Genomic DNA, 18759 nt, shown 5'->3' on the forward strand with positions numbered 1-18759 from the left:
CGGATTTCGGTAATTGCTATAGCCTGCGAACCATGGACAGTGACACAGTCGTCAGTTTGCCCGAGGCCATCGAACGCTTCGTCGAGAACGGAGCCACGGTGGCGCTCGAAGGGTTCTCCCACCTTATCCCGTTCGCCGCCGGACACGAGATCATCCGGCAGGGAATCTCCGGACTCACCTTCTGCCGGCTCACCCCCGATCTGCTCAGCGACATGATGATCGCCGCCGACTGCGTCGATCGCCTCGTCTGCTCGTTCTTCGCCTCCGGTTCGGCGGGCAGCCTCTACGAGGTGCGTCGTCGCATCGAATCTGCCGACCCGCGGCCGCTCGCGGTCGACGAGCACTCACACCACGCGATGACGCTGCGCTATCACGCCGGAGCCGCTCGGCTGCCGTTCGCCCCGATCGCCTCCTTCGTCGGGTCCGACATTCCCGGCATCAACCCGGACATCCGCTCCGTCGTCGACCCGTACTCGGGCAGTAAGACGTACGTCGTGCCGCCGCTCAACCCCGATGTCACGATCATCCATGCCCAGCGCGCCGACCGGCACGGCAACGTCCAGATCTGGGGCATCACAGGCACTCAGCAGGAAGCCGTGTACGCGGCCGACCATGTCATCGTCACCGTCGAGGAGATCGTCGACGACAAGGTCGTCCGCTCCGATCCGAACCGCACCCTCATCCCCGCCCACGCCGTCGACGCGGTGTGCGAGGTGCGGACCGGGGCGCACCCGTCCTATGTGCAGGGCTCCTACGACCGTGACAATGCCTTCTACCGCGAATGGACCGCGATCTCGAAGGACCCGGTGAAGCTGCAGGAGTGGCTCGATGCCCATGTTCGCGGCACCCGCGACCACGCCGACTATCTCGACTCGATCGGTCACGATCGCCTCCGCGGTCTGCTCGTGGATCCGCGCCCCTCGGGCGCGGTCGATTACGGACGCCGTGCCCAACAAGGCACTGCCCAAGGCCCTGCCCAACAAGGCGCTGCCCAACTCGGCCGTGCCCGACTCGGCGAAGGGAGCCTGAAGTGAGCGCCGCCTCGGCGAAGGACTTCACCGAAACCGAACTCATCGTCTGCGCGGCCGCGAAGATGCTCGCCCGCAGCCGCACCGTCTTCGCCGGCGTCGGGCTGCCCACGCTGGCCGTCGACCTCGCCCACCGCACGGTCAATCCGACCATCCAGCTCATCTACGAATCCGGTGTCGCCGGCGCGCACCCCGAATCGATGGCCGAGGGCATCGCGGACTCCGTCGTCGTCTCCGGCGCCGAGGCGGTCGTGAACATGCATGCCCTCTTCGGGTACGTACTCCAGGGTGGGAACGTCGACGTCGGCTTCCTCGGCGCGGCGCAGGTGGACCGGTACGGTTCGCTCAACACCACCGTCATCGGCGACTGGGACTCTCCGACAGTGCGCCTGCCCGGGTCGGGCGGGGCCGCGGACATCATGGCGGGCGCCGGAGAGGTCTTCGTCGTCCTCCGCCGCCACGATCCGGCCGCTTTCCCCGCCGAACTCGACTTCGTCACCTCGGCCTCGCCGGTGCGCGCGGCGGAGCAGCCGGACTTCATCCAACCGCGTGGATTCGGCGTCTCCACCGTCATCACCCCGTTGGGGATCCTGCGGCGGCGGGAGCGGCTCGGCGAGCTCGAACTCACCGAGGTCCACCCGGGAGTGACCGTCGAGCAGGTGCAGGAGGCGACCGGCTGGGACCTCGCCGTCGCTGAGGATGTCACGCAGACGCAGGCGCCGACGGCCGAGGAGGTCCGGCTGCTCCGCGACGAGATCGACACGGTTCGCCTCTACCTGCGCTGAGGCTGGCACGGGGCACTGGCACCTGCCCGAGGACACCAGCGTCACGGCACTGTTCACGACGAATAGCACAGTTTTAAAAATGTGCTATTCGTCGTGAACAGTGCCGTGAGCATCTTCGGCTGATTGCCCCGTCGATAGCCTCCTGACCTCTTACACCTAGCAGACCGCGCAATGCGATGCGGCCCCGAGTCCATCAGGGGACTCGGGACCGCATGGTTATCGAGGCAGGGGCCTCATCGTCGTCGAGGCTGAAGCCTCAGGGAGTGACGGGGGCGCGCGCCGGTACAGGTTCGGAGCCCGCGCCTGTGGTGTCGGCGGCCGACACGGAATCACTGGTGCCGACCGCGTCCGCGGAGTCGGCGGCCGGAGCGGAGCCGGTCGCGCCAGGCACACCCTTCTCGTCGGCGTCGCGCTCGGCCTTCTCGGCGGCGCGGGCTGCGGCGAATTCCGCCTCGTCGGCGGCTTCGGCCTTCGAGCTCTCGCTCGCCGTCCAGCCGGTCTTGTTCAGCAGGATGAGCGTGCAGATGAGGGAGACGAGCGCATAGCCGGCGCTGAGGATCGCTACCGGAACGATGGATCCCGAGCTCGTGTACATCCACTGTGCGGCCGCGGCGGTGCCGCCGCCCACGGTCATCGAGCACAGCTGGTAGGCCAGCGAGATTCCCGTGTACCGGACTCGAGTGGGGAACGCCCGGGCGATGATGCCGCCGATGCCGGCGTAGAACAACGAGTGCGGTACGGTCGCGGCGGCCATGGCAGCCAGCGCGATGCCGGGATGACCGAGTTCGATCGCGAAGAACATGAGCGGCATGAGGACGAACTCCGGCACGATGATCCAGAAAATCGCCTTGCGCATGTCCTTGACGCGGTCGAGGATGATCGCGCCGAACGGTTGGACGATGAACTGCACGACGAGCGCGATGGTGACGATGCCGAGGAAGGTCGACGAGCTGTAGCCCCACGAATGGGTGGAGTCCGTCGCCCACGCGGTCGCGAATGTCGTCTTGAGGTAGGTGACCTGGATGAGCGGCAGCGCACCGGCGCCGAGGAGGATGAGCACCCAGTGCTTCTTGATCGCCTCGAGTGCGGGGACCTTGACGACAGCGTCCTTCTGCTTGACGACCTTCATGTTCTCCGGCTCTTCGAGCTTGAGGCGGATGACGAGACCGATGACGATGAGGAAGATCGAGGCGAGGAACGCGATCCTCCAGCCGAAGAGGAGGAACTGCGGGGTCGGCATGAGTGCGAGGACGAAGAACATGCCCGAGGAGATGAGGTTTCCTGCCGGTGATCCCTGCTGGGCGAAGGCCGAATACAGGACGCCCTTGCCCTTCGGGGCGTTCTCGCTGGCGATGAGTACGGAACCGCCCCATTCGCCGCCGACGGCGATGCCCTGGAGGATGCGCAGGCCGGTGAGGAGGATCGGAGCGGCGATGCCGATGGTCGCGTATCCGGGCAGCAGGCCGACGAGGAACGACGCCGCACCCATCATCACAAGGGTGACGACAAGTGTCTTCTTGCGTCCGTACTTGTCGCCGAAGTGGCCGAAGATGATGCCGCCGAGCGGACGTGCGAGGAAGCCCGCCCACATCGTGACGAAGGAGAGCAGTGTGCCGACGCCGGCGGGCAGGGTGTCGGGGAAGAAGACGTGCCCGAAGACCAACGCCGAGGCGGTGCCGTAGATGTAGAAGTCGTACCACTCGATGGTGGTTCCGATGAACGATGCGATGCCGGCTTTGCGGGCACGTTTCGCGGTGTTGACGGAGTCAGACATGCGATTCCTCTCAGGTGGAGCGTCATTGCGCCGACCGATGCCACGCGTTGCTGACGTGGTATAGGTGCTCGTTCACCGTAAGTTGCCCCGGAGGGCCGTGCAAACACTATTTGGTTATATCGCCATAACCTGTAGTGAAGCTGGAGCTGAATTCCCTGATGTTCTGCGGCCTACCGGCCCGTAGAGCGGGAGGGGAGAATTTTTGCTGATACCAGTCCCGATTGCGCGGGAAGTCATTGTTGCCAGGTGGGTATCAGAGTGCGAAATCGGGTTCGCCGAGGCGGCTGTGGACACTCGTGAGACGGGGCTCGGTTCCTCAGTCGGCGACCGGGTCGGCGAGTGATTCCGAGGCGATGACGAGGGCGAGGGCGAGGTCGCCGATGAGTGTGGACTGATCCTCCCGGCGAACGGTGATCCACGCCTGCGGAGCATTCGGACGAGTGCCGACGCGGGTGAAGGTCAGTCGCTCATCGCCGTGGTAGCTGCGGGCCACCGGTGAGGGGACGAGGGAGACGCCGAGTCCGTGAGCGACCATCTCGACGGCGGCCGACCAGCTGGCCGTCCGATGGTGGATCTGCGGTTCGAAGCCGTGTGTGCGGCAGATGCCCACGACGGTGTCGTGGTAGATCGGGGATGCGCTCTTGCGGAAGATGACGAACGGGGAGTCGACCGCCTCGGCGATGGTGGTGATCGGCGATCCCGCCGGAGCGCACAGCCAGAACGACTCCCGGGCCGCCGGAGTGCAGACGACGCCGGGGTGCTGGAGAGGCATGTGGCCGCAGGCGATGTCGATGTCGTGGCCGAGCAGCATGTCCGACTGCGCCGCCGAGGTGGCTTCCTCGGTGGTGACGAGGATGTCCGGATGCGTCGCGGAGAAGTCCGTGATCGTCTGCGGCAGGCCACGGTGGAGGAAGGTGGCCACGGTGCCGATCGAGATCGACGTCGGTGCCCCGGTGTTCACGGCCGCCGCGTACTCGTTGAATCGATGGGCTGCCCCGACGGCAGACTTCGCATAGGGCAGCAGCGCCTCTCCCGCCGCGGTCAGCTTCGTCACGGGACTGCGGTGGAACAGCGGTTTGCCGACGAAGTCCTCGAGCCTCTTGAGTTCGGCGCTCAACGCCGGCTGGGAGATGTTCACCGCGTCGGCGGCGAGCTGGAATTTGCCGTGCTCGGCCAGGGCGATGAAGTACTGGAGGCGCTTGAGACTCGGTTCTGCCATAACCGAAGATTATCAGGGATAAGAGAAATGTCTTTGTCAATTGCAGATTCTCGGGCATACCGTCGAAGAAAGCATCAAAGGAGATTATCTTGCGTGAGACAGTTCCGTCGCCCGAGACGACGATGACCCCCGTTCCGGACAGCCACGGCATCGACCGGTTCGCCGACGATCGGTCGCTGAAGGACCTGCTGCCGCTCTACCTCGACGAGAAGCTGCTCGCGCACCTGCGCCCCGTGTTCGAGGACCTCGGGCCCCGCCTCGGGGCAGAGCTCGACGACCTCGCCCACGATGCCGACAACAATCCTCCGGTTCTCAAGCACCGCACCCGCAGCGGTGCCGATCAGCAGTCGATCGAGATCCACCCGGCCTACCGTCGCCTGCAGGAAGTTGCCTTCGGTGAACTCGGTCTGGCCGCGATGAGCCACCGGCCCGGTGTCCTCGGCTGGGACGAACCGATCCCGCCGATCGTCAAGTACCTCCTCGTCTACCTGTTCACGCAGGCGGAATTCGGACTGCTGTGCCCGGTGAACATGACCGACTCGCTCACCCGCACCCTGCGCAAGTACGGATCCCCCGAACTCGTCGAGCGGTTCATCGGCGGATTGACGAGCACCGATGTCGACACTCTCACCCAGGGCGCGATGTTCATGACCGAACAGGACGCCGGCTCCGACGTCGGCCGGGCGACGACGACGGCCGTCGACAACGGCGACGGCACCTGGGCGCTGACCGGAGAGAAGTGGTTCTGCTCGAACGCCGACGCCGAACTCGCCATGGTCCTCGCCCGACCCGAAGGAGCCCAGCCGGGCATCAAGGGCATCGGACTCTTCCTCCTGCCCCGCACGCTCGAGGACGGGTCGCCGAACTCGATGCGCATCGTCCGTCTCAAGGACAAGCTCGGCACCAAGTCGATGCCCAGCGGCGAGATCAGCCTGCAGGGAGCGACGGCCTACCTCGTCGGCGACATCGGACGCGGATTCGTGCAGATGGCCGATATGGTCAATTCCTCCCGCCTGTCCAACGCCGTGCGCGCGGCCGGCCTCATGCGCCGGGCCTTCGGGGAGTCGAAGTTCATCTGCCGCAATCGCGAAGCCTTCGGCTCGACCCTGAGCAAGCTGCCCCTGCAGCGTCGCCAGCTCGCGAAGATCATGACGACCACGGAACAGGCGCTGTCGATCTCACTGCACACGGCCGCCGTCTTCGCCCGCGCCGATGCCGGGGATGCCGAAGCCGCCTCGGTGCTGCGCATCCTCACCCCGCTCATCAAGTTCCGTGCCACGCGCGACGCCCGCAAGGTCACCGCGGACGCGATGGAGATCCGCGGCGGCGTCGGCTACATCGAGGAGTACGGTGACGCCCGCGTCTTCCGCGACTCCCAGCTCGGATCGATCTGGGAGGGCACCTCGAACATCGTCGCCCTCGACGTCATCCGCGCAGCCCACCGGGCGGGGAAGCTGGGGCCCCTGTTCCTGCACGTGGAGACGCTCATCGCCGAGGCGGCCGACCTCCCGGCCGCGTTCCGCCGTCAGGTCCAATCGTTGAGCTCGACGCTGCTGCACGCGCTCGAAAACACGCCCGAAGGCGTTGAGCAGGCGCGGGTGCGGCAGCTCGCGACCGCGACCTACAACCTCGTGTGCGCGTCCATCATGGCCTCGGAAGGTGCGCGGATCGGTGAGCGCCGCGGCGACTGGTCGCGCATCGTCATCGCCGCCCTGGTGCTGCGCCACAAACTGATGCCGCAGAACCCGCTCGTCCCCGTCGTCGAAGACGACGCTGTCCTCGACGCCCTCATCGACGGTGTCGGCATGGGCCGGGACGACGCGTTCGCGGCCGTCGAGGACATCCTCGGCGAGGATGGCTCCGGTCAGTCCGACGAGGATGGGACTGCGCGTTCCGGAGGAAGCGGACAGTGAGCGCGGGAGCACTCGCCGGGATCACTGTCGTCGATCTCTCGCGCATCCTCGGTGGGCCCTACTGCACGCAGATCCTGGCCGATCACGGTGCCGAGGTCATCAAGGTCGAGCCGCCGGCCGGCGATGACACGCGCACCTGGGGGCCGCCGTTCGTCGCGCCCGAGGTGTCGAGCTACTTCGCCGGGATCAACCGGAACAAACGGATGATCACCCTCGATCTGCGCACCGTAGCGGGGCAGGAGGCGCTGCACGGGCTGCTGGCCGGCGCCGATGTGCTCGTCGAGAACTTCAAGACCGGGACCCTGGCGAAGTGGGGGCTCGATCCGGTGGCGGATATTCCGGACCGCTACCCGCACCTCGTGCACGCGTCGATCACCGGCTTCGGTGACGACGGTCCGCTGGGCGGGCGACCGGGATACGACGCGATCATCCAGGCGATGTCGGGGCTGATGTCGGTCAACGGCGATGCGTCGACCGGGCCGATGCGCATCGGCATGCCCGCCGTCGACATGGTCACCGGGCTCAACGCGGCCATCGGCGTGCTCATGGCGCTGCAGGAACGAGTGACCAGCGGGCGCGGTCAACGGGTCGAGACGACGCTGTACGACTGCGGGATCTCCGTCATGCACCCGCATCTGCCGAACTTCTTCGGCGGCGGAGCCGTGCCGAAGCTGTCGGGCAACGACCATCCGAACATCGCCCCGTATTCGGCGTTCGCGACCGGGGCCGGGCAGATATTCATCACCGCCGGAAACGACGGACAGTTCGCCCGGCTCGTCGACCACCTCGGTGCTGCCGAGCTCGCCGAGGACCCGCGGTTCGTCGACAATGCGGCCCGTCTGGGCAATAGAGACGCGCTGCGGACCGAGCTCGAAGCGCTGATGGTTTCTGCCTCGGCGGAGAAGCTGTCCGAGGAGCTCATGAGCATCGGCGTGCCCGCCGGTCCGATCCTCGACGCCGCCGAGGTGGTCGAGCACCCGCATACCGCGCACCGCGAGATGGTCGTGGAGATGAGCGACGGCTACCGCGGGGTGGCCTCGCCGATCAAGCTCGCCCGGACCCCGGCAAGCTACCGGATCTCGCCGGTGCAGCCGGTGGCGGACGTCTCTGCGGCTGCGGAGAGTCCGGCGGCTCTGTGATCCTGGGGCTCGAGGAACCGGGAGACCACGCAGCCGAGGAGGATTCCCCAGAACGCGGCATGGATGTTGAACGGGTCGAATCCGGCGATCGTGACGATGAAGGTCGTCAGTGAGCCGAAGGTGAATCGGGTTGCGAACGCGGAGACGAAAGCCTGGCGCAGAGCGCCCACCATCGCCAACCCGCCCAGCGCCAGGATGAACGCCTCGGGAGTCCCGAGCATGAAGCGAGTGACCAGCGGGGAGAATGCGGCTGCGAGGAAGCAGAGGAGAGAGTAGAAGAGAGCCGCCGTGTAGTGGCGCTCGCGCTCGCCCGAAGCGGTGAGCAGAACATTGGTCGGGCCTGTCAGGCATGCGGAGACGGCGCCGAAGCAGGCATTGAGCACCGAGAAGAGTCCCGAGACGACTGCCGAGGCGTTGACCGGAGTGCGGTGACCGGCTTGGGCGAGCACGGCCTCGCCCTGTCCGTTCTGCACGACGAGAACCGTCAGGGTCAGCGGAACCACGAGCTCGAGCAGTGCCGACCAGGTGAAGACCGGTGCCGTGAACACCGGGTGGGCGACGACGGGTCCCGCAGGCGCGAGATCGAGGTCACCGCCGACGGCGACGGCGAAGAAGCCGACGAGCAGAGCCCCGAGCACCGGCGGGATGACCCGCGCCAGTCCGGGCACCGCTGTGAGGAGGATGTAGGCGAGGACCATCGGCACGACGATGGCAGGCGCGGTCCGACTCGATGCGACGATGTCGGTGCCGAATTGGAGGAAGATCGCCGCGACCATCGCCATGACGATGGGCTGCGGAATGAGCGCCATCGTCCTCCGCACCAGACCGCTCATGCCCAGAGCCAGGGTGAGCACACCGGTGACGAAGAAGGCTCCGACCACCTCACCGAAACTCAGGTGCTGCAGGGAGGGGCCCAGCAGCACGGTCCCGGGAATCGACCATGCGAAACCCAGGGGGCGCCGGTAGATCAGTGACATGACCAGCGTGGCCGAGCCTGCCGACAGGAATATCCCGAAGACCCACGAAGCCAACTGCGCATTCGACAGGCCACCGGCCAACCCGACCGCCATCGTCACAGCGATCGGTCCCGTGATGCCGAAGATCAGTCCGACAACAGCATTGAGACAGTGATCGAGGCCGATATCGCGCCGAATATCCGCCCACCGAGGCATCGATTCGATGGGCCGTTCGAACAGCGGCTCCCTCCGCGACGCCGAGTCGGGTGCGGAGATGTCGGGGCGTTCGTGCATGGGGATTCTCCCGTCGGATTCGTCAGGCAGCGGCTCAGATCCAACGGGGCAGGGTCGGCAGGACGGGAAGCTCCGAGGCGGATTCGATCTCCCCGGGATGCCCCCACGCCAGCCACTGTACGAGGTCCTCACGATCGCCGGTGACGACCTGACCGTCCTCGCCGATCTCCCAGCGGTCGCCTTCGGTCGTTTCGATGATGAGGCCCGGGGCCGCCTCGGCGATCCGCAGTCTGCGGATGAGCGTCTCCAGGGCATCGAGCGCGGAGTCCGGGTCGGCTTCCTCGATGGTCCATGCAGTGCCCAGGGAATCATGGGCGATGACGATCTCACCGATCCGCTGGCCCACCACCTCGCCCGGGCTCAGGTGAAGCCCGCGATAGTCCACGGTCTCGTGGGCGGGCATTCGGCTCAGGTGTCCCGCCGCCGCGGTGAACGCCAGATGGCAGCGTCGGAAGCCGTTGCGGACATCCTCGACGGCATCGTCGTCGGCATCGGCCGCAGTCGGCAGTCCGAGGGCGGCTTCGATGAGGCGGGAGAGCTCGAATCCGCCCTCGACGATCCGGGAGAGCACGACGTGGCGGCTGTGCCCGTCCGCGGTCGTCTTCTCCATCAGGTCGTCGGCGAGCATGGTGATGACGGTGTCCATCATCTCCGTTTCGCGGCCGAGCCGGGCGAGATCCGAATAGAGCTGTTCGATGCGTTCCACAGAAGCGGTCCTTTCCTCAACGCTGAGAGATCACCGGTCACCCTAGTGGCGCGAGGCCGACGCCCGGCACCCCGAGAACCCCAGTTCGCACCCCCTGGGTCATGCCTAGGCATCCCCCTGGTGTGAAGGGCATCACGATCGCCGAGGATGGGGTGGACCGATCGGGCAGCGCCGAGTTCTCACACCGGATGCTCGCCCTGAGATCGGATGCTCGAACGCACCGCAGAGACCAATGGAGGCTCCCATGACCGATACGCTCGATGTCCGTCCCGACACCCGCGAACTCATCGCGAACGGCGTCCAGGAACGGCCCGAAGACGGCGTCCGCCGAGTGAATCGGCAGATCTTCACCGATGAGGAGATCTTCGAGCTCGAGATGAAGCACATCTTCGAAGGCAACTGGGTCTACCTGGCCCACGAGTCCCAGATCCCCGAGATCGGCGACTACTTCACGACCTATATCGGTCGCCAGCCGATCGTCATCACCCGCGACAAGCAGGGCGGACTCAACTGCCTCATCAACGCCTGCGCCCACCGCGGGGCGATGCTCTGCCGGCGCAAGACCGACAACCGCACCACCCTGACCTGTCCCTTCCACGGGTGGACCTTCCGCAACTCCGGTGAGCTGCTCAAGGTCAAGGACGGCCGCAACGGCGGCTACCCCGAACAGTTCAACAAGGAAGGGTCGCACGACCTCACCCGAGTGGCCCGCTTCGAAAGCTACCGGGGCTTCCTCTTCGGCTCGCTCAACCCCGATGTCCTTCCGCTCGAGGAGCACCTCGGCGACACCCGGGTGATCATCGACTCCGTCGTCGACCAGTCACCGGATGGCCTCGAAGTCCTCAAAGGCGCGACGACGTATACCTACGAGGGCAACTGGAAGCTGCAGACGGAGAACGGGGCCGACGGCTATCACGTGACCTCCGTACACTGGAACTATGCGGCGACCACCGCCCGCCGGAAGTCCGGAGAATCGGAGAACGAGACGAAGGCCATGGATGCAGGCGGCTGGGGCAAGGTCGCCGGCGGCTTCTACTCCTTCCCCTACGGGCACCTGCTGCTGTGGCAGGAGTGGACGAACCCCGAGGACCGTTCGCTGTGGTCGGAACGGGAACGCCTGGTCACGGAATACGGGGAGACCATGGCGAACTTCATGACGAACATCTCCCGCAACCTCTGCCTCTACCCGAACGTCTACCTGATGGACCAGTTCAGCTCACAGATCCGCCATATCCGGCCGATCTCCGCCGACCTCACCGAGGTCACCACGTTCTGCATCGCGCCGAAGGGCGAATCCGCCGAAGCCCGGGCGAACCGGATCCGCCAGTACGAAGACTTCTTCAATGCCACCGGCATGGCCACTCCCGATGACCTCGAGGAATTCCGGTCTGCGCACAAGACCTACCGCGCCTCGGCAGCTCCGTGGAACGACATGTCCCGCGGTCAGGAGCACCAGATCGACGGGCCCGACGAGCAGGCGAAGGGCCTGGGCATCAACCCGATCGCCTCGGGCGCGAAGACCGAGGACGAAGGCCTCTACCCCGTCCAGCACGAATACTGGCAGTCCGTGATGGTCGGCGCTCTGGAACGGGAGGATGCGGCAGACGCCACAGCGCGGAGTTGATCCGCACACACGTGGAGCAGACCCGCGCGGGAGCGACCCGCGCATTCGCAGAACAGACCCGCGCAACCCCGGAATACATCCGCGCACGCGCAGCACAGACCCCGAAAGGACCGACCCGATCATGACCCTGACCGCACAGGAGACCTCCTCCGCTCTCGTCGTCGATGTGGAGACCGCCGAGGTGATCCGCCAGTTCCTCTACCGCGAAGCGCGGCTGCTCGACGAGTGGCAGTTCGAAGAATGGCTGGAGTGCTATCACCCGGAAGCCTCCTTCTGGATGCCCGCCTGGGACGTCGACGACACCCTGACGAGTGACCCGCAGAACGAGATCTCTCTGATCTGGTACCCGGATCGCAGCGGACTGGAGGACCGAGTCTTCCGGATTCGGACCGACCGTTCGGCGGCGACCTCGCTGCCCGAACCCCGCACAGAGCACAACCTCGGCGGAATCGAATTCCTGTCCCGGGACGGCGACCAGGTCGAGGTCCGGTTCAGCTGGACCACCCATTACTACCGCTATCAGAGCACATTGACCTATTACGGCCACAGTCTCTACACCCTCGATCTGTCGGGCCGGGCCCCGGTGATCCGCGACAAGAAGGTCATCCTCAAGAACGACACGGTGCACCAGATCATCGACATCTACATGATCTGACACCCGGCACCGACCGATGACCCACCTGCCCGAGGACGCGCAGCCCCACCTGCCCGAGGATGCGCAGCGGAGACTTAGGAGAAGACAATGAGCAACGACGTAGCGATCAGCTTCGAAGACGGCGTCACCAAGATCATCAAGGTCAATCAGTTCGAAACGGTGATGGAGGCCGCGTTCAAGGCGCGGATCAACCTGCCCTCGGACTGCCGTGACGGAGCGTGCGGAACCTGCAAATCGTTCTGCACCTCCGGAGAGTTCGACCCCGGCGACTTCATCGACGATGCGATGACCGAAGACGAGCTCGACGCGGGTTATGTGCTGACCTGCCAGGCGACCCCCGAGACGGACATGACGATCGACGTCCCCACGACCTCGGACGTGGCGAAGACCTCGGCCTCAGACTTCGACGCCGAGATCGTCGACCTGGAGTTCCACGCGGACTCGACAGTGAGCTTCACGCTGGCAGTGGAGAACCGGGACGACCTCGCCTACCTGCCCGGCCAGTACATGAACCTCCAGGTTCCCGGCACCGACCAGGCCCGGTCTTACTCCTTCAGCTCCGGTCCGAAGATCGAGAACACCTCATTCATGGTCCGCAACACCCCGGGCGGGGCGATGTCGACCTTCCTCACCGAACGCGCAGCCATCGGTGACAAGCTGACGATGACCGGTCCGTTCGGGACCTTCTTCCTTCGTCCCCCGAAGCGTCGGATGCTGATGCTGGCGGGCGGAACCGGCCTGGCCCCGATCCTGTCCATCCTGGAGAAGCTCGCCGACGACGGCACGGATCAGCCTATCCACCTCATCTACGGAGTCACCAATGACACCGACCTCGTCGGTCTCGACCTCCTCGATGACTACGTCGAGAAAATGGGCACTCTCAGCTACAGTTTCTGCGTGTCCTCGCCGGAGAGCACGGCGGAGAAGAAGGGCTACGTCACGCAGTACATCGAGGAGGAGCACCTCGCCGGCGGCGATGTCGACATCTACCTCTGCGGTCCGCCGCCGATGGTCGATGCAGTCTCCTCCTGGCTCAGCGACGAGGGCATCACCCCGGCGAACTTCTATTACGAGAGGTTCGCCCCCAAGGGGTCGACCGATGACGACGAGTCGGGTGCTCCGGTCAGCCGAGAGGCAATCGAGGAATCAGGCGATACGATCAGCGCCGGTGATGCGGTGTCATCGATGCAGACCGGCCGGCTCTCCTTCACCCGCCAGGACTCGATGGCCCATCTTGAGGCACGCACGGGTCTCGAACTGGCGGTGACCGAGCTGCTCATGGGGCGGCTGACAGACAAACAGCTCGAACAGTTCCGACGTTTGGCAGAGAACGTCTCGACGGCGCTCAAGGGCGAAGAGATCCTCGACGCGGAGGAGTTCGGCAAACTCAACGAAGAATTCCACGAATACCTCTTCATCCTTTCCGACAATCCTGCTTTCCTCGAGAGCTTTCGTCGGCTGGAGGTGCAGAGCCAGATCGTCGAGGCGCTGAAGAACGGCGGTTGGATCGCCCCTGAAGTCGACGCCGAGCACTACGACCTCGTTGCGGCGTTCGAGAACAACGACATCGAGGCGGCGCGTCGAGTTCTGCGTTCGCACAGCGAGCACACTCGCGCGACGATGTGCAAGGTGGTGCCGCATGCCTCCTGAGCCGGCCGAGACGCCTGTACCGCAGACGGCGCAGACACGGGTCGACGACCAGGGGCTGCTCACCGGCAAGCTCGTGCTCATCACCGGGGCCGCCCAGGGCATCGGCCGGGAGACGGCGCTGCTCGCCGCCGCCCATGGAGCCGATCTCATCCTCGCCGACCGATCCGATCTCGTGTCCGAGACGGAGACCGAAGCGAAGGAGATCGCGGCTGCACGCGGACGCCGACTCGCCTCGGCGACGGTGCTGGGTGACCTTGAGACCTGGACGGGCGCGGAGCACGTGGTGGCCGCGGGCACCGAGGCGCTGCGGCTGCCGGACGTCTGCATCAACGCCGTCGGAGGCACCATCTGGGCCAAGCCCTACGAGCACTACGAACCGGAGAAGATCGAAGCGGAGATCCGCCGCTCCCTGTTCCCGACGCTGTGGATGTGCCGTGCCGTCCTGCCGGGGATGAAGACCCGCGGCGCGGGTACCATAGTCAACGTGTCATCGATCGCCACCCGCGGAGTCAATCGCGTCCCGTATTCGGCTGCCAAAGGCGGGGTCAATGCGCTCACTGCATCACTGGCCATGGAGGCCGCCGAGGCGGGAGTGCGTGTGGTCGCGACGGCACCGGGAGGCACCGAAGCACCCGAGCGGCGGATCCCGCGCGGCCCGGGCGCCGAAACCGATCAAGAGCGAGGATGGTTCCGCCAGGTCGTCGAACAGACGACGGAATCGAGTCTGTTCGGTCGCTACGGCACCTTGAGAGAGCAGGCCTGGCCGATCGTCTTCCTCGCCTCCGATGCCGCCTCGTACATCAACGGCTCGGTGCTGCCGGTCGGCGGAGGTGATCAGGGATAGACGGAGCAGGGTCAGCCGCGTTTCCACTGCTGCCCGGTCCGGCACGAGCCCTCCGCGCCGTCGTCGACCTGTGGAAGTCGCTGGCGGACACGGGTGGGAGGACCGTCGTTCTGGAAGGGCCGTCCGGTGCGGGCAAGTCCGGTGTCGTCCGTGCCCTGCAGGACGCAGCCGGGCAGAGCTGCGAAGTCCTCGTCGGCACGCACTGGAGTCGCGGGGTCCCGTTCGCTCTGCTCGGACAGCTGCGTGACGCGTCCGAGTTCCTGCCGGACGGCCACGACTGCCCCACCGCTGTGCAGCTGCAGGTGGCCGATGCCCTCATCGAGCTGCTGCGCGGTGACACGGCTGCATCGACGACCGTGGCGGCAGCAGCTGAGCGCATCATCGTCCTCGACGACATCGGCTTCGCCGATCCCGAGAGCCTGCAGGTGCTCAGCCAGATCGGGCGGCGCCTGCGTGACACTCGCACCCTGCTTCTCATCTGTCTCGACCCGGCATCGACAGGCTCGCTGGACCCCGACTTCCAGCGGATGGCGAGGGATTCCCAGTCGGCCCGGATCGAGATCTGCGACTTCGGCACCGACGATGCCATCGAACTGGCCGCCGGTCGCGGATTCCACAACATCGGAGAGCATGGCGCCGCCGCCCTGGTCGCCCAGAGCGGCGGCCGACTGCGTGCCGCCGAAGAGATCCTGGCTCTGCTGCCCCCGGGCCGATGGCCGGCCGACCCGGGCCAGCTGCCGCTGCCGCCGGCAGTCATCCGCGAGGTCCTGGGCCGGATCGAGTGCACCGGTTCCACCGAAGTCGAGGATGTCGCCTCCGCACTGGCGATCCTGCGCCGACCGCAGGACCTCAAACGGGTGATGGACGTCGCCGGAGTCGACGACATCGAAGGGACGATCGACCTCGGCGTGGCCCACGGCGTCTACCGAGAACACGACTCGGCGGGCAGGATCACCCTGCGGCTCTGCCACCCGACTGCGGCCACAGTGATCCTCGAGACGATGGCGCCGTCGACACGGCGGTTCCTCCGCCGGCGGGCCGCCGAGACCGCCCCGTCCGAAGAGGAGAAGCTCTTCCACCTCTCAGCGGCTTCATTGGGACTCGATCCCGAGCTGGCCCTGCGTCTCATCACCACTGCCGTCGATGCTGAGCGGGAGGGACGCTGGGAGGATGCGGCACAGCTGCATTTCGGGGCTGCGAGAGTCCTCCCGGCCTCTGCCGATCGCGACCATGAGCTCCTGGCCGGCATCGATGCGCTCGCCAGTGCGGGACGAGTGGCAGAAGTCCTGCCGTGGGTCGAGATCGGAAAGAGCATCGCGCCGTCGGTGCTGCGCGATACCGTGCTGGCCAATATCGCCACCCATCGAGGGCAGGCCGCACTGGCAGACGATCTGCTCGCTCGTGCCGAGAACGCCGGAGCCGTCGGTGACGAACTCAATGCCCAGATCGCTCTGCGCCGGACGTTGGACTCCCTCGTGCGCTGGGACGGACCCGAGATCTGCGCGTGGACCAGCCGCGCGATCGCACTGAGTGATCCGAGCGAACCCGCTTATGTCGAATCCAGAGTGGTCCGCGGACTCGGCTTCGCCGCGCAGGGGCTCCTCGCCGAAGCCGATGCCGAGCTGCGAACCATGGCCGCGCAACGACTCCGCGGGGCACAGGAGCAGCGACTGCGTCTGTGCGCAGGGTGGGTGGCGATGCTCGCCGGCGACCACCGCAGAGCCGTCCGCGACTTCGAAGCCGCGGCGCCGACCCACCGGGAGCGCGGTTCGCTGCGGATCTCGCTGTGGGCCTATGGGTGGCTGGCGCGAGTCCAGTACCTCCTCGGCGAATGGGACGACGCGCTGCAGACGGCCGAGGCCGGGCTGCGCATCTGCGATGACGCGAACATTCCGCTGCTCGCTCAGCTGCTGCAGTGGACCGCGGCCGAGATCAGGCTCTGGCGGGGACGTCCCGTCGACGAAGTGATGAGCCGGACCGGACACGGCGCCATCCTCAGCGACTATCTGGCGATGCAGGTGCCGGCCCGACTGGCCCGCTCGGTCGCCGCCGATCTCAGAGGAGACCACGACGGTCGAGCCGCTGCGCTGCGACCCCTGCTCGACGTCGACCGGTGGTCGGACTCGCGCAGCTCCTTCTGGCCGTGGGGCTGGGAGATCGTCGACGCGCTCATCGCCGTGGGACTGAGCGAGCAGGCCGCCGAGATCGCCGACAGCTTCCACGCTCATACCGCGACATCGGGTGCCTATCTGCGTGGGTGCGCCGAAGCCGCGAAGGCCAGGGCGGCACAGGACGCCGGTGACCTCGCCGAGGCGGAGCGCGGATTCGACGCCGCGCTGACGATTCTCATGGACGGACAGAACGACACGACCGTGGCGAAGGTGCTGTTCAGCCGCGGCCAGATGCTGAGAAGAGCCAACCGTCGTCGGGACGCCGTCGAGAGTCTGGTCCGGGCGCGGGAGTTCTATGAAGGGGTGGGTGCCGAAGCCCATCTGCGGCGTTGTGATCGGGAGCTGCGTGCGACCGGAATGGCGTGGCGGGGCAGCCCCGACACTGACGGGAGCCCTGCTGGACCGGAGAATATCGACTCCGTCATCCTGACGCCGCAGGAGATGTCCGTGGCCGATCTCGTCGTCCAGGGGATGACGAATGCCGAGGTCTCACGCCGACTCTTCATCGCGGAGAAGACGGTGCAGTACCACCTCACGCATATCTACGAGAAGTTCGGGATCAGGTCACGCACGGAGTTGGCGGCGGTCCACCTCGGCGACGGAATCCCCGAGGTGTGAGCCCGGCGGTTGCGGGAGCGTGCGGACAGCGGAGGATCTCCGTCCACGCGTGGTCGTCTCTGCTCTCATGACGACCTGAGCGCCTCGGCCGCAACGATGGGTTCGTTGCGGCCGAGGCGCTCAGTTCGGACCTGCACCTCATCCGGCGCGGACCGTGTCCCTGCTGAGGATCAGCGCTGGGGGTCGAGGACGAAGTTGTAGGTGACCATTTCGCCCTCAGCGTCCGGGTTGGGCTGGGGATCGAGCATCAGTTCGGGTTTGACGGCCGAAGCGATGTCATCGTCGTTGTGCGGATCACCGGGGAAGTACAGCTGCGAGGTGATGAGCTGGTGGTCGGGCGCATGCACCTTGAAGTGCATGTGAGCCGGACGCCAGGCGTGCCAACCGGCGGCCTCGATGAGCTGACCGCAGGCGCCCTCGGTGGGGATCTGGTAGGGCGCCGGACGGATCGTGTGGATCTCGTATTCACCGGCTTCATTCGCCACGAAGGTGCCTCGCAGGTTCCACTCCGGCAGCCCGGGTGCGAACTGGGAGTAGAAGCCGAAGTTGTCGGCATGCCAGAGTTCGAGCTTGGCACCTGGCAGCGGCTCTCCGCTGACGGACGTGACCTGGCCTTTGAAGACGAACGGGGTGCCCGGTTCGTCGGGTCGCATCGGGATCGTGCCGTTCCATGGGAATTCGGGGGAGTCCGTGACGTAGTAGGGGCCTTCGATGGTGCCCTTCGAACCCTCACGGTCTTCGTTGGCGACTTCCTCGACGGAGTGTTCGAGCCAGACGTCGAGGAACAGCGGCCATTCGCCGTCCTCGCCGACTTTGATCAGCCACGCCTTCAGTGCGTTGTACTCCTCGTAGCTGACCTGCTCTTCGATGATGAGGTCGTTGAGCCCCTTGATCGCCTTTCCAGCCAGCAGGCTGACCCGCTCGTGGTCGACGACTCCGCCGGAGGCGGCGCGAGCCTGACGCTCACGGAACTGGGCGGAGGCGTTGGCACCGGAATCGGCGGCCTTGGCGTCGACTTCGGCGGTGAAGCTGTTCTCTGACATGTGTCTCTCCTTTGATACAGTGCCGGATCGGTTCCGGTCTCAGATATGGGACGGGTGAGTGGCCAGCGGGGTGACGGCGATCTTCATATGGGGGAAGAGCGGCAGCCCGCTGAGGATGGTGTGGAGTTCGTCGTGATCGGCGACGTCGAAGACCGAGTAGTTCGCGTATTCGCCGGCGACTCGCCAGATCTCCTTCCACCGTCCGTCGCGTTGGATCTCCTGCGAATAGTTCTTCTCACGAGCCAACAGTTCGGCGGTGTCGTCTGCCGACAGGTCCTGGGGCAGAGCGACGTCCATTCTGACGAGGTAGAGCATGTTCTCTCCTTCGAGGTCGGGGATG

At 66.1% G+C, this 18759-nt stretch carries 15 protein-coding genes; 9 read left to right on the plus strand and 6 right to left on the minus strand.

All coding sequences use genetic code 11. From position 1 onward, the window contains the following. Positions 1–32: 32 nt before the first annotated feature. Together QYM46_RS01915 and QYM46_RS01920 are read left to right on the plus strand one after the other, a co-directional pair. Positions 33–1034, plus strand: coding sequence for a CoA transferase subunit A (locus tag QYM46_RS01915; protein ID WP_432790585.1), 1002 nt, complete (start codon positions 33–35; stop codon positions 1032–1034). Beyond that, positions 1031–1813 carry a CoA-transferase subunit beta gene (locus QYM46_RS01920; protein WP_432790587.1) on the plus strand — a complete coding sequence of 261 codons (783 nt, stop codon included), beginning with the start codon at positions 1031–1033 and terminating at the stop codon, positions 1811–1813. Before QYM46_RS01915 ends, QYM46_RS01920 begins: the two co-directional genes overlap by 4 nt. Before the next feature lie 256 nt (positions 1814–2069). Here QYM46_RS01920 and QYM46_RS01925 read toward each other — a convergent pair whose 3' ends face one another. Beyond that, a complete protein-coding gene (locus QYM46_RS01925) occupies positions 2070–3587 on the minus strand; it encodes an MFS transporter (protein ID WP_432790588.1) in 1518 nt (505 codons plus the stop codon). A 316-nt stretch (positions 3588–3903) separates the two neighbouring features. After that, positions 3904–4806 (minus strand): LysR family transcriptional regulator, encoded by a 903-nt coding sequence (locus QYM46_RS01930; protein WP_169251119.1) that lies wholly within the window; start codon positions 4804–4806, stop codon positions 3904–3906. An 89-nt stretch (positions 4807–4895) separates the two neighbouring features. Here QYM46_RS01930 and QYM46_RS01935 point away from each other — a divergent pair, with 89 nt between their 5' ends. Together QYM46_RS01935 and QYM46_RS01940 are read left to right on the plus strand one after the other, a co-directional pair. After that, the gene (locus QYM46_RS01935; RefSeq protein WP_432790590.1) at positions 4896–6719 is read left to right on the plus strand and encodes an acyl-CoA dehydrogenase family protein; all 1824 of its coding nucleotides are present in this window, start codon (positions 4896–4898) and stop codon (positions 6717–6719) included. Beyond that, the gene (locus QYM46_RS01940; RefSeq protein ID WP_432790592.1) at positions 6716–7858 is read left to right on the plus strand and encodes a CaiB/BaiF CoA transferase family protein; all 1143 of its coding nucleotides are present in this window, start codon (positions 6716–6718) and stop codon (positions 7856–7858) included. Before QYM46_RS01935 ends, QYM46_RS01940 begins: the two co-directional genes overlap by 4 nt. On the opposite strand, the gene QYM46_RS01945 is transcribed toward QYM46_RS01940, so the two are convergent. Both QYM46_RS01945 and QYM46_RS01950 read right to left on the minus strand, forming a co-directional pair. After that, the gene (locus tag QYM46_RS01945; protein WP_432790593.1) at positions 7789–9108 is read right to left on the minus strand and encodes a benzoate/H(+) symporter BenE family transporter; all 1320 of its coding nucleotides are present in this window, start codon (positions 9106–9108) and stop codon (positions 7789–7791) included. The genes QYM46_RS01940 and QYM46_RS01945 overlap by 70 nt on opposite strands. Before the next feature lie 34 nt (positions 9109–9142). Beyond that, on the minus strand, positions 9143–9814 hold the full coding sequence (locus QYM46_RS01950) for a hypothetical protein (protein ID WP_432790594.1): 672 nt from the start codon (positions 9812–9814) through the stop codon (positions 9143–9145). Positions 9815–10058: 244 nt separating this feature from the next. On the opposite strand from QYM46_RS01950, the gene benA reads away from it, so the two are divergent. From benA to QYM46_RS01975, 5 genes are all read left to right on the plus strand, one after another. Then, complete coding sequence (gene benA, locus QYM46_RS01955) at positions 10059–11438, plus strand: benzoate 1,2-dioxygenase large subunit (RefSeq protein ID WP_432790596.1); 1380 nt, start codon at positions 10059–10061, stop codon at positions 11436–11438. A 121-nt stretch (positions 11439–11559) separates the two neighbouring features. After that, a complete protein-coding gene (gene benB, locus QYM46_RS01960; RefSeq protein WP_432790597.1) occupies positions 11560–12093 on the plus strand; it encodes a benzoate 1,2-dioxygenase small subunit in 534 nt (177 codons plus the stop codon). A gap of 87 nt (positions 12094–12180) precedes the next feature. Beyond that, a complete protein-coding gene (gene benC, locus QYM46_RS01965; protein WP_432790598.1) occupies positions 12181–13743 on the plus strand; it encodes a benzoate 1,2-dioxygenase electron transfer component BenC in 1563 nt (520 codons plus the stop codon). Then, a complete protein-coding gene (locus tag QYM46_RS01970; protein WP_432790600.1) occupies positions 13733–14587 on the plus strand; it encodes a 1,6-dihydroxycyclohexa-2,4-diene-1-carboxylate dehydrogenase in 855 nt (284 codons plus the stop codon). Before benC ends, QYM46_RS01970 begins: the two co-directional genes overlap by 11 nt. A gap of 80 nt (positions 14588–14667) precedes the next feature. Next, complete coding sequence (locus QYM46_RS01975; protein ID WP_432791773.1) at positions 14668–17376, plus strand: LuxR C-terminal-related transcriptional regulator; 2709 nt, start codon at positions 14668–14670, stop codon at positions 17374–17376. Positions 17377–17546: 170 nt separating this feature from the next. Here QYM46_RS01975 and catA read toward each other — a convergent pair whose 3' ends face one another. Together catA and catC are read right to left on the minus strand one after the other, a co-directional pair. Next, a complete protein-coding gene (gene catA, locus QYM46_RS01980; protein WP_432790602.1) occupies positions 17547–18419 on the minus strand; it encodes a catechol 1,2-dioxygenase in 873 nt (290 codons plus the stop codon). A 39-nt stretch (positions 18420–18458) separates the two neighbouring features. Then, positions 18459–18734: a muconolactone Delta-isomerase gene (gene catC / locus QYM46_RS01985; protein ID WP_432790604.1), complete on the minus strand. Its 276-nt coding sequence runs from the start codon at positions 18732–18734 to the stop codon at positions 18459–18461. Between the last annotated feature and the right edge of the window lie 25 nt (positions 18735–18759).

The organism is Brevibacterium sp. K11IcPPYGO002, from assembly GCF_050920635.1.
Taxonomy (GTDB): domain Bacteria; phylum Actinomycetota; class Actinomycetes; order Actinomycetales; family Brevibacteriaceae; genus Brevibacterium.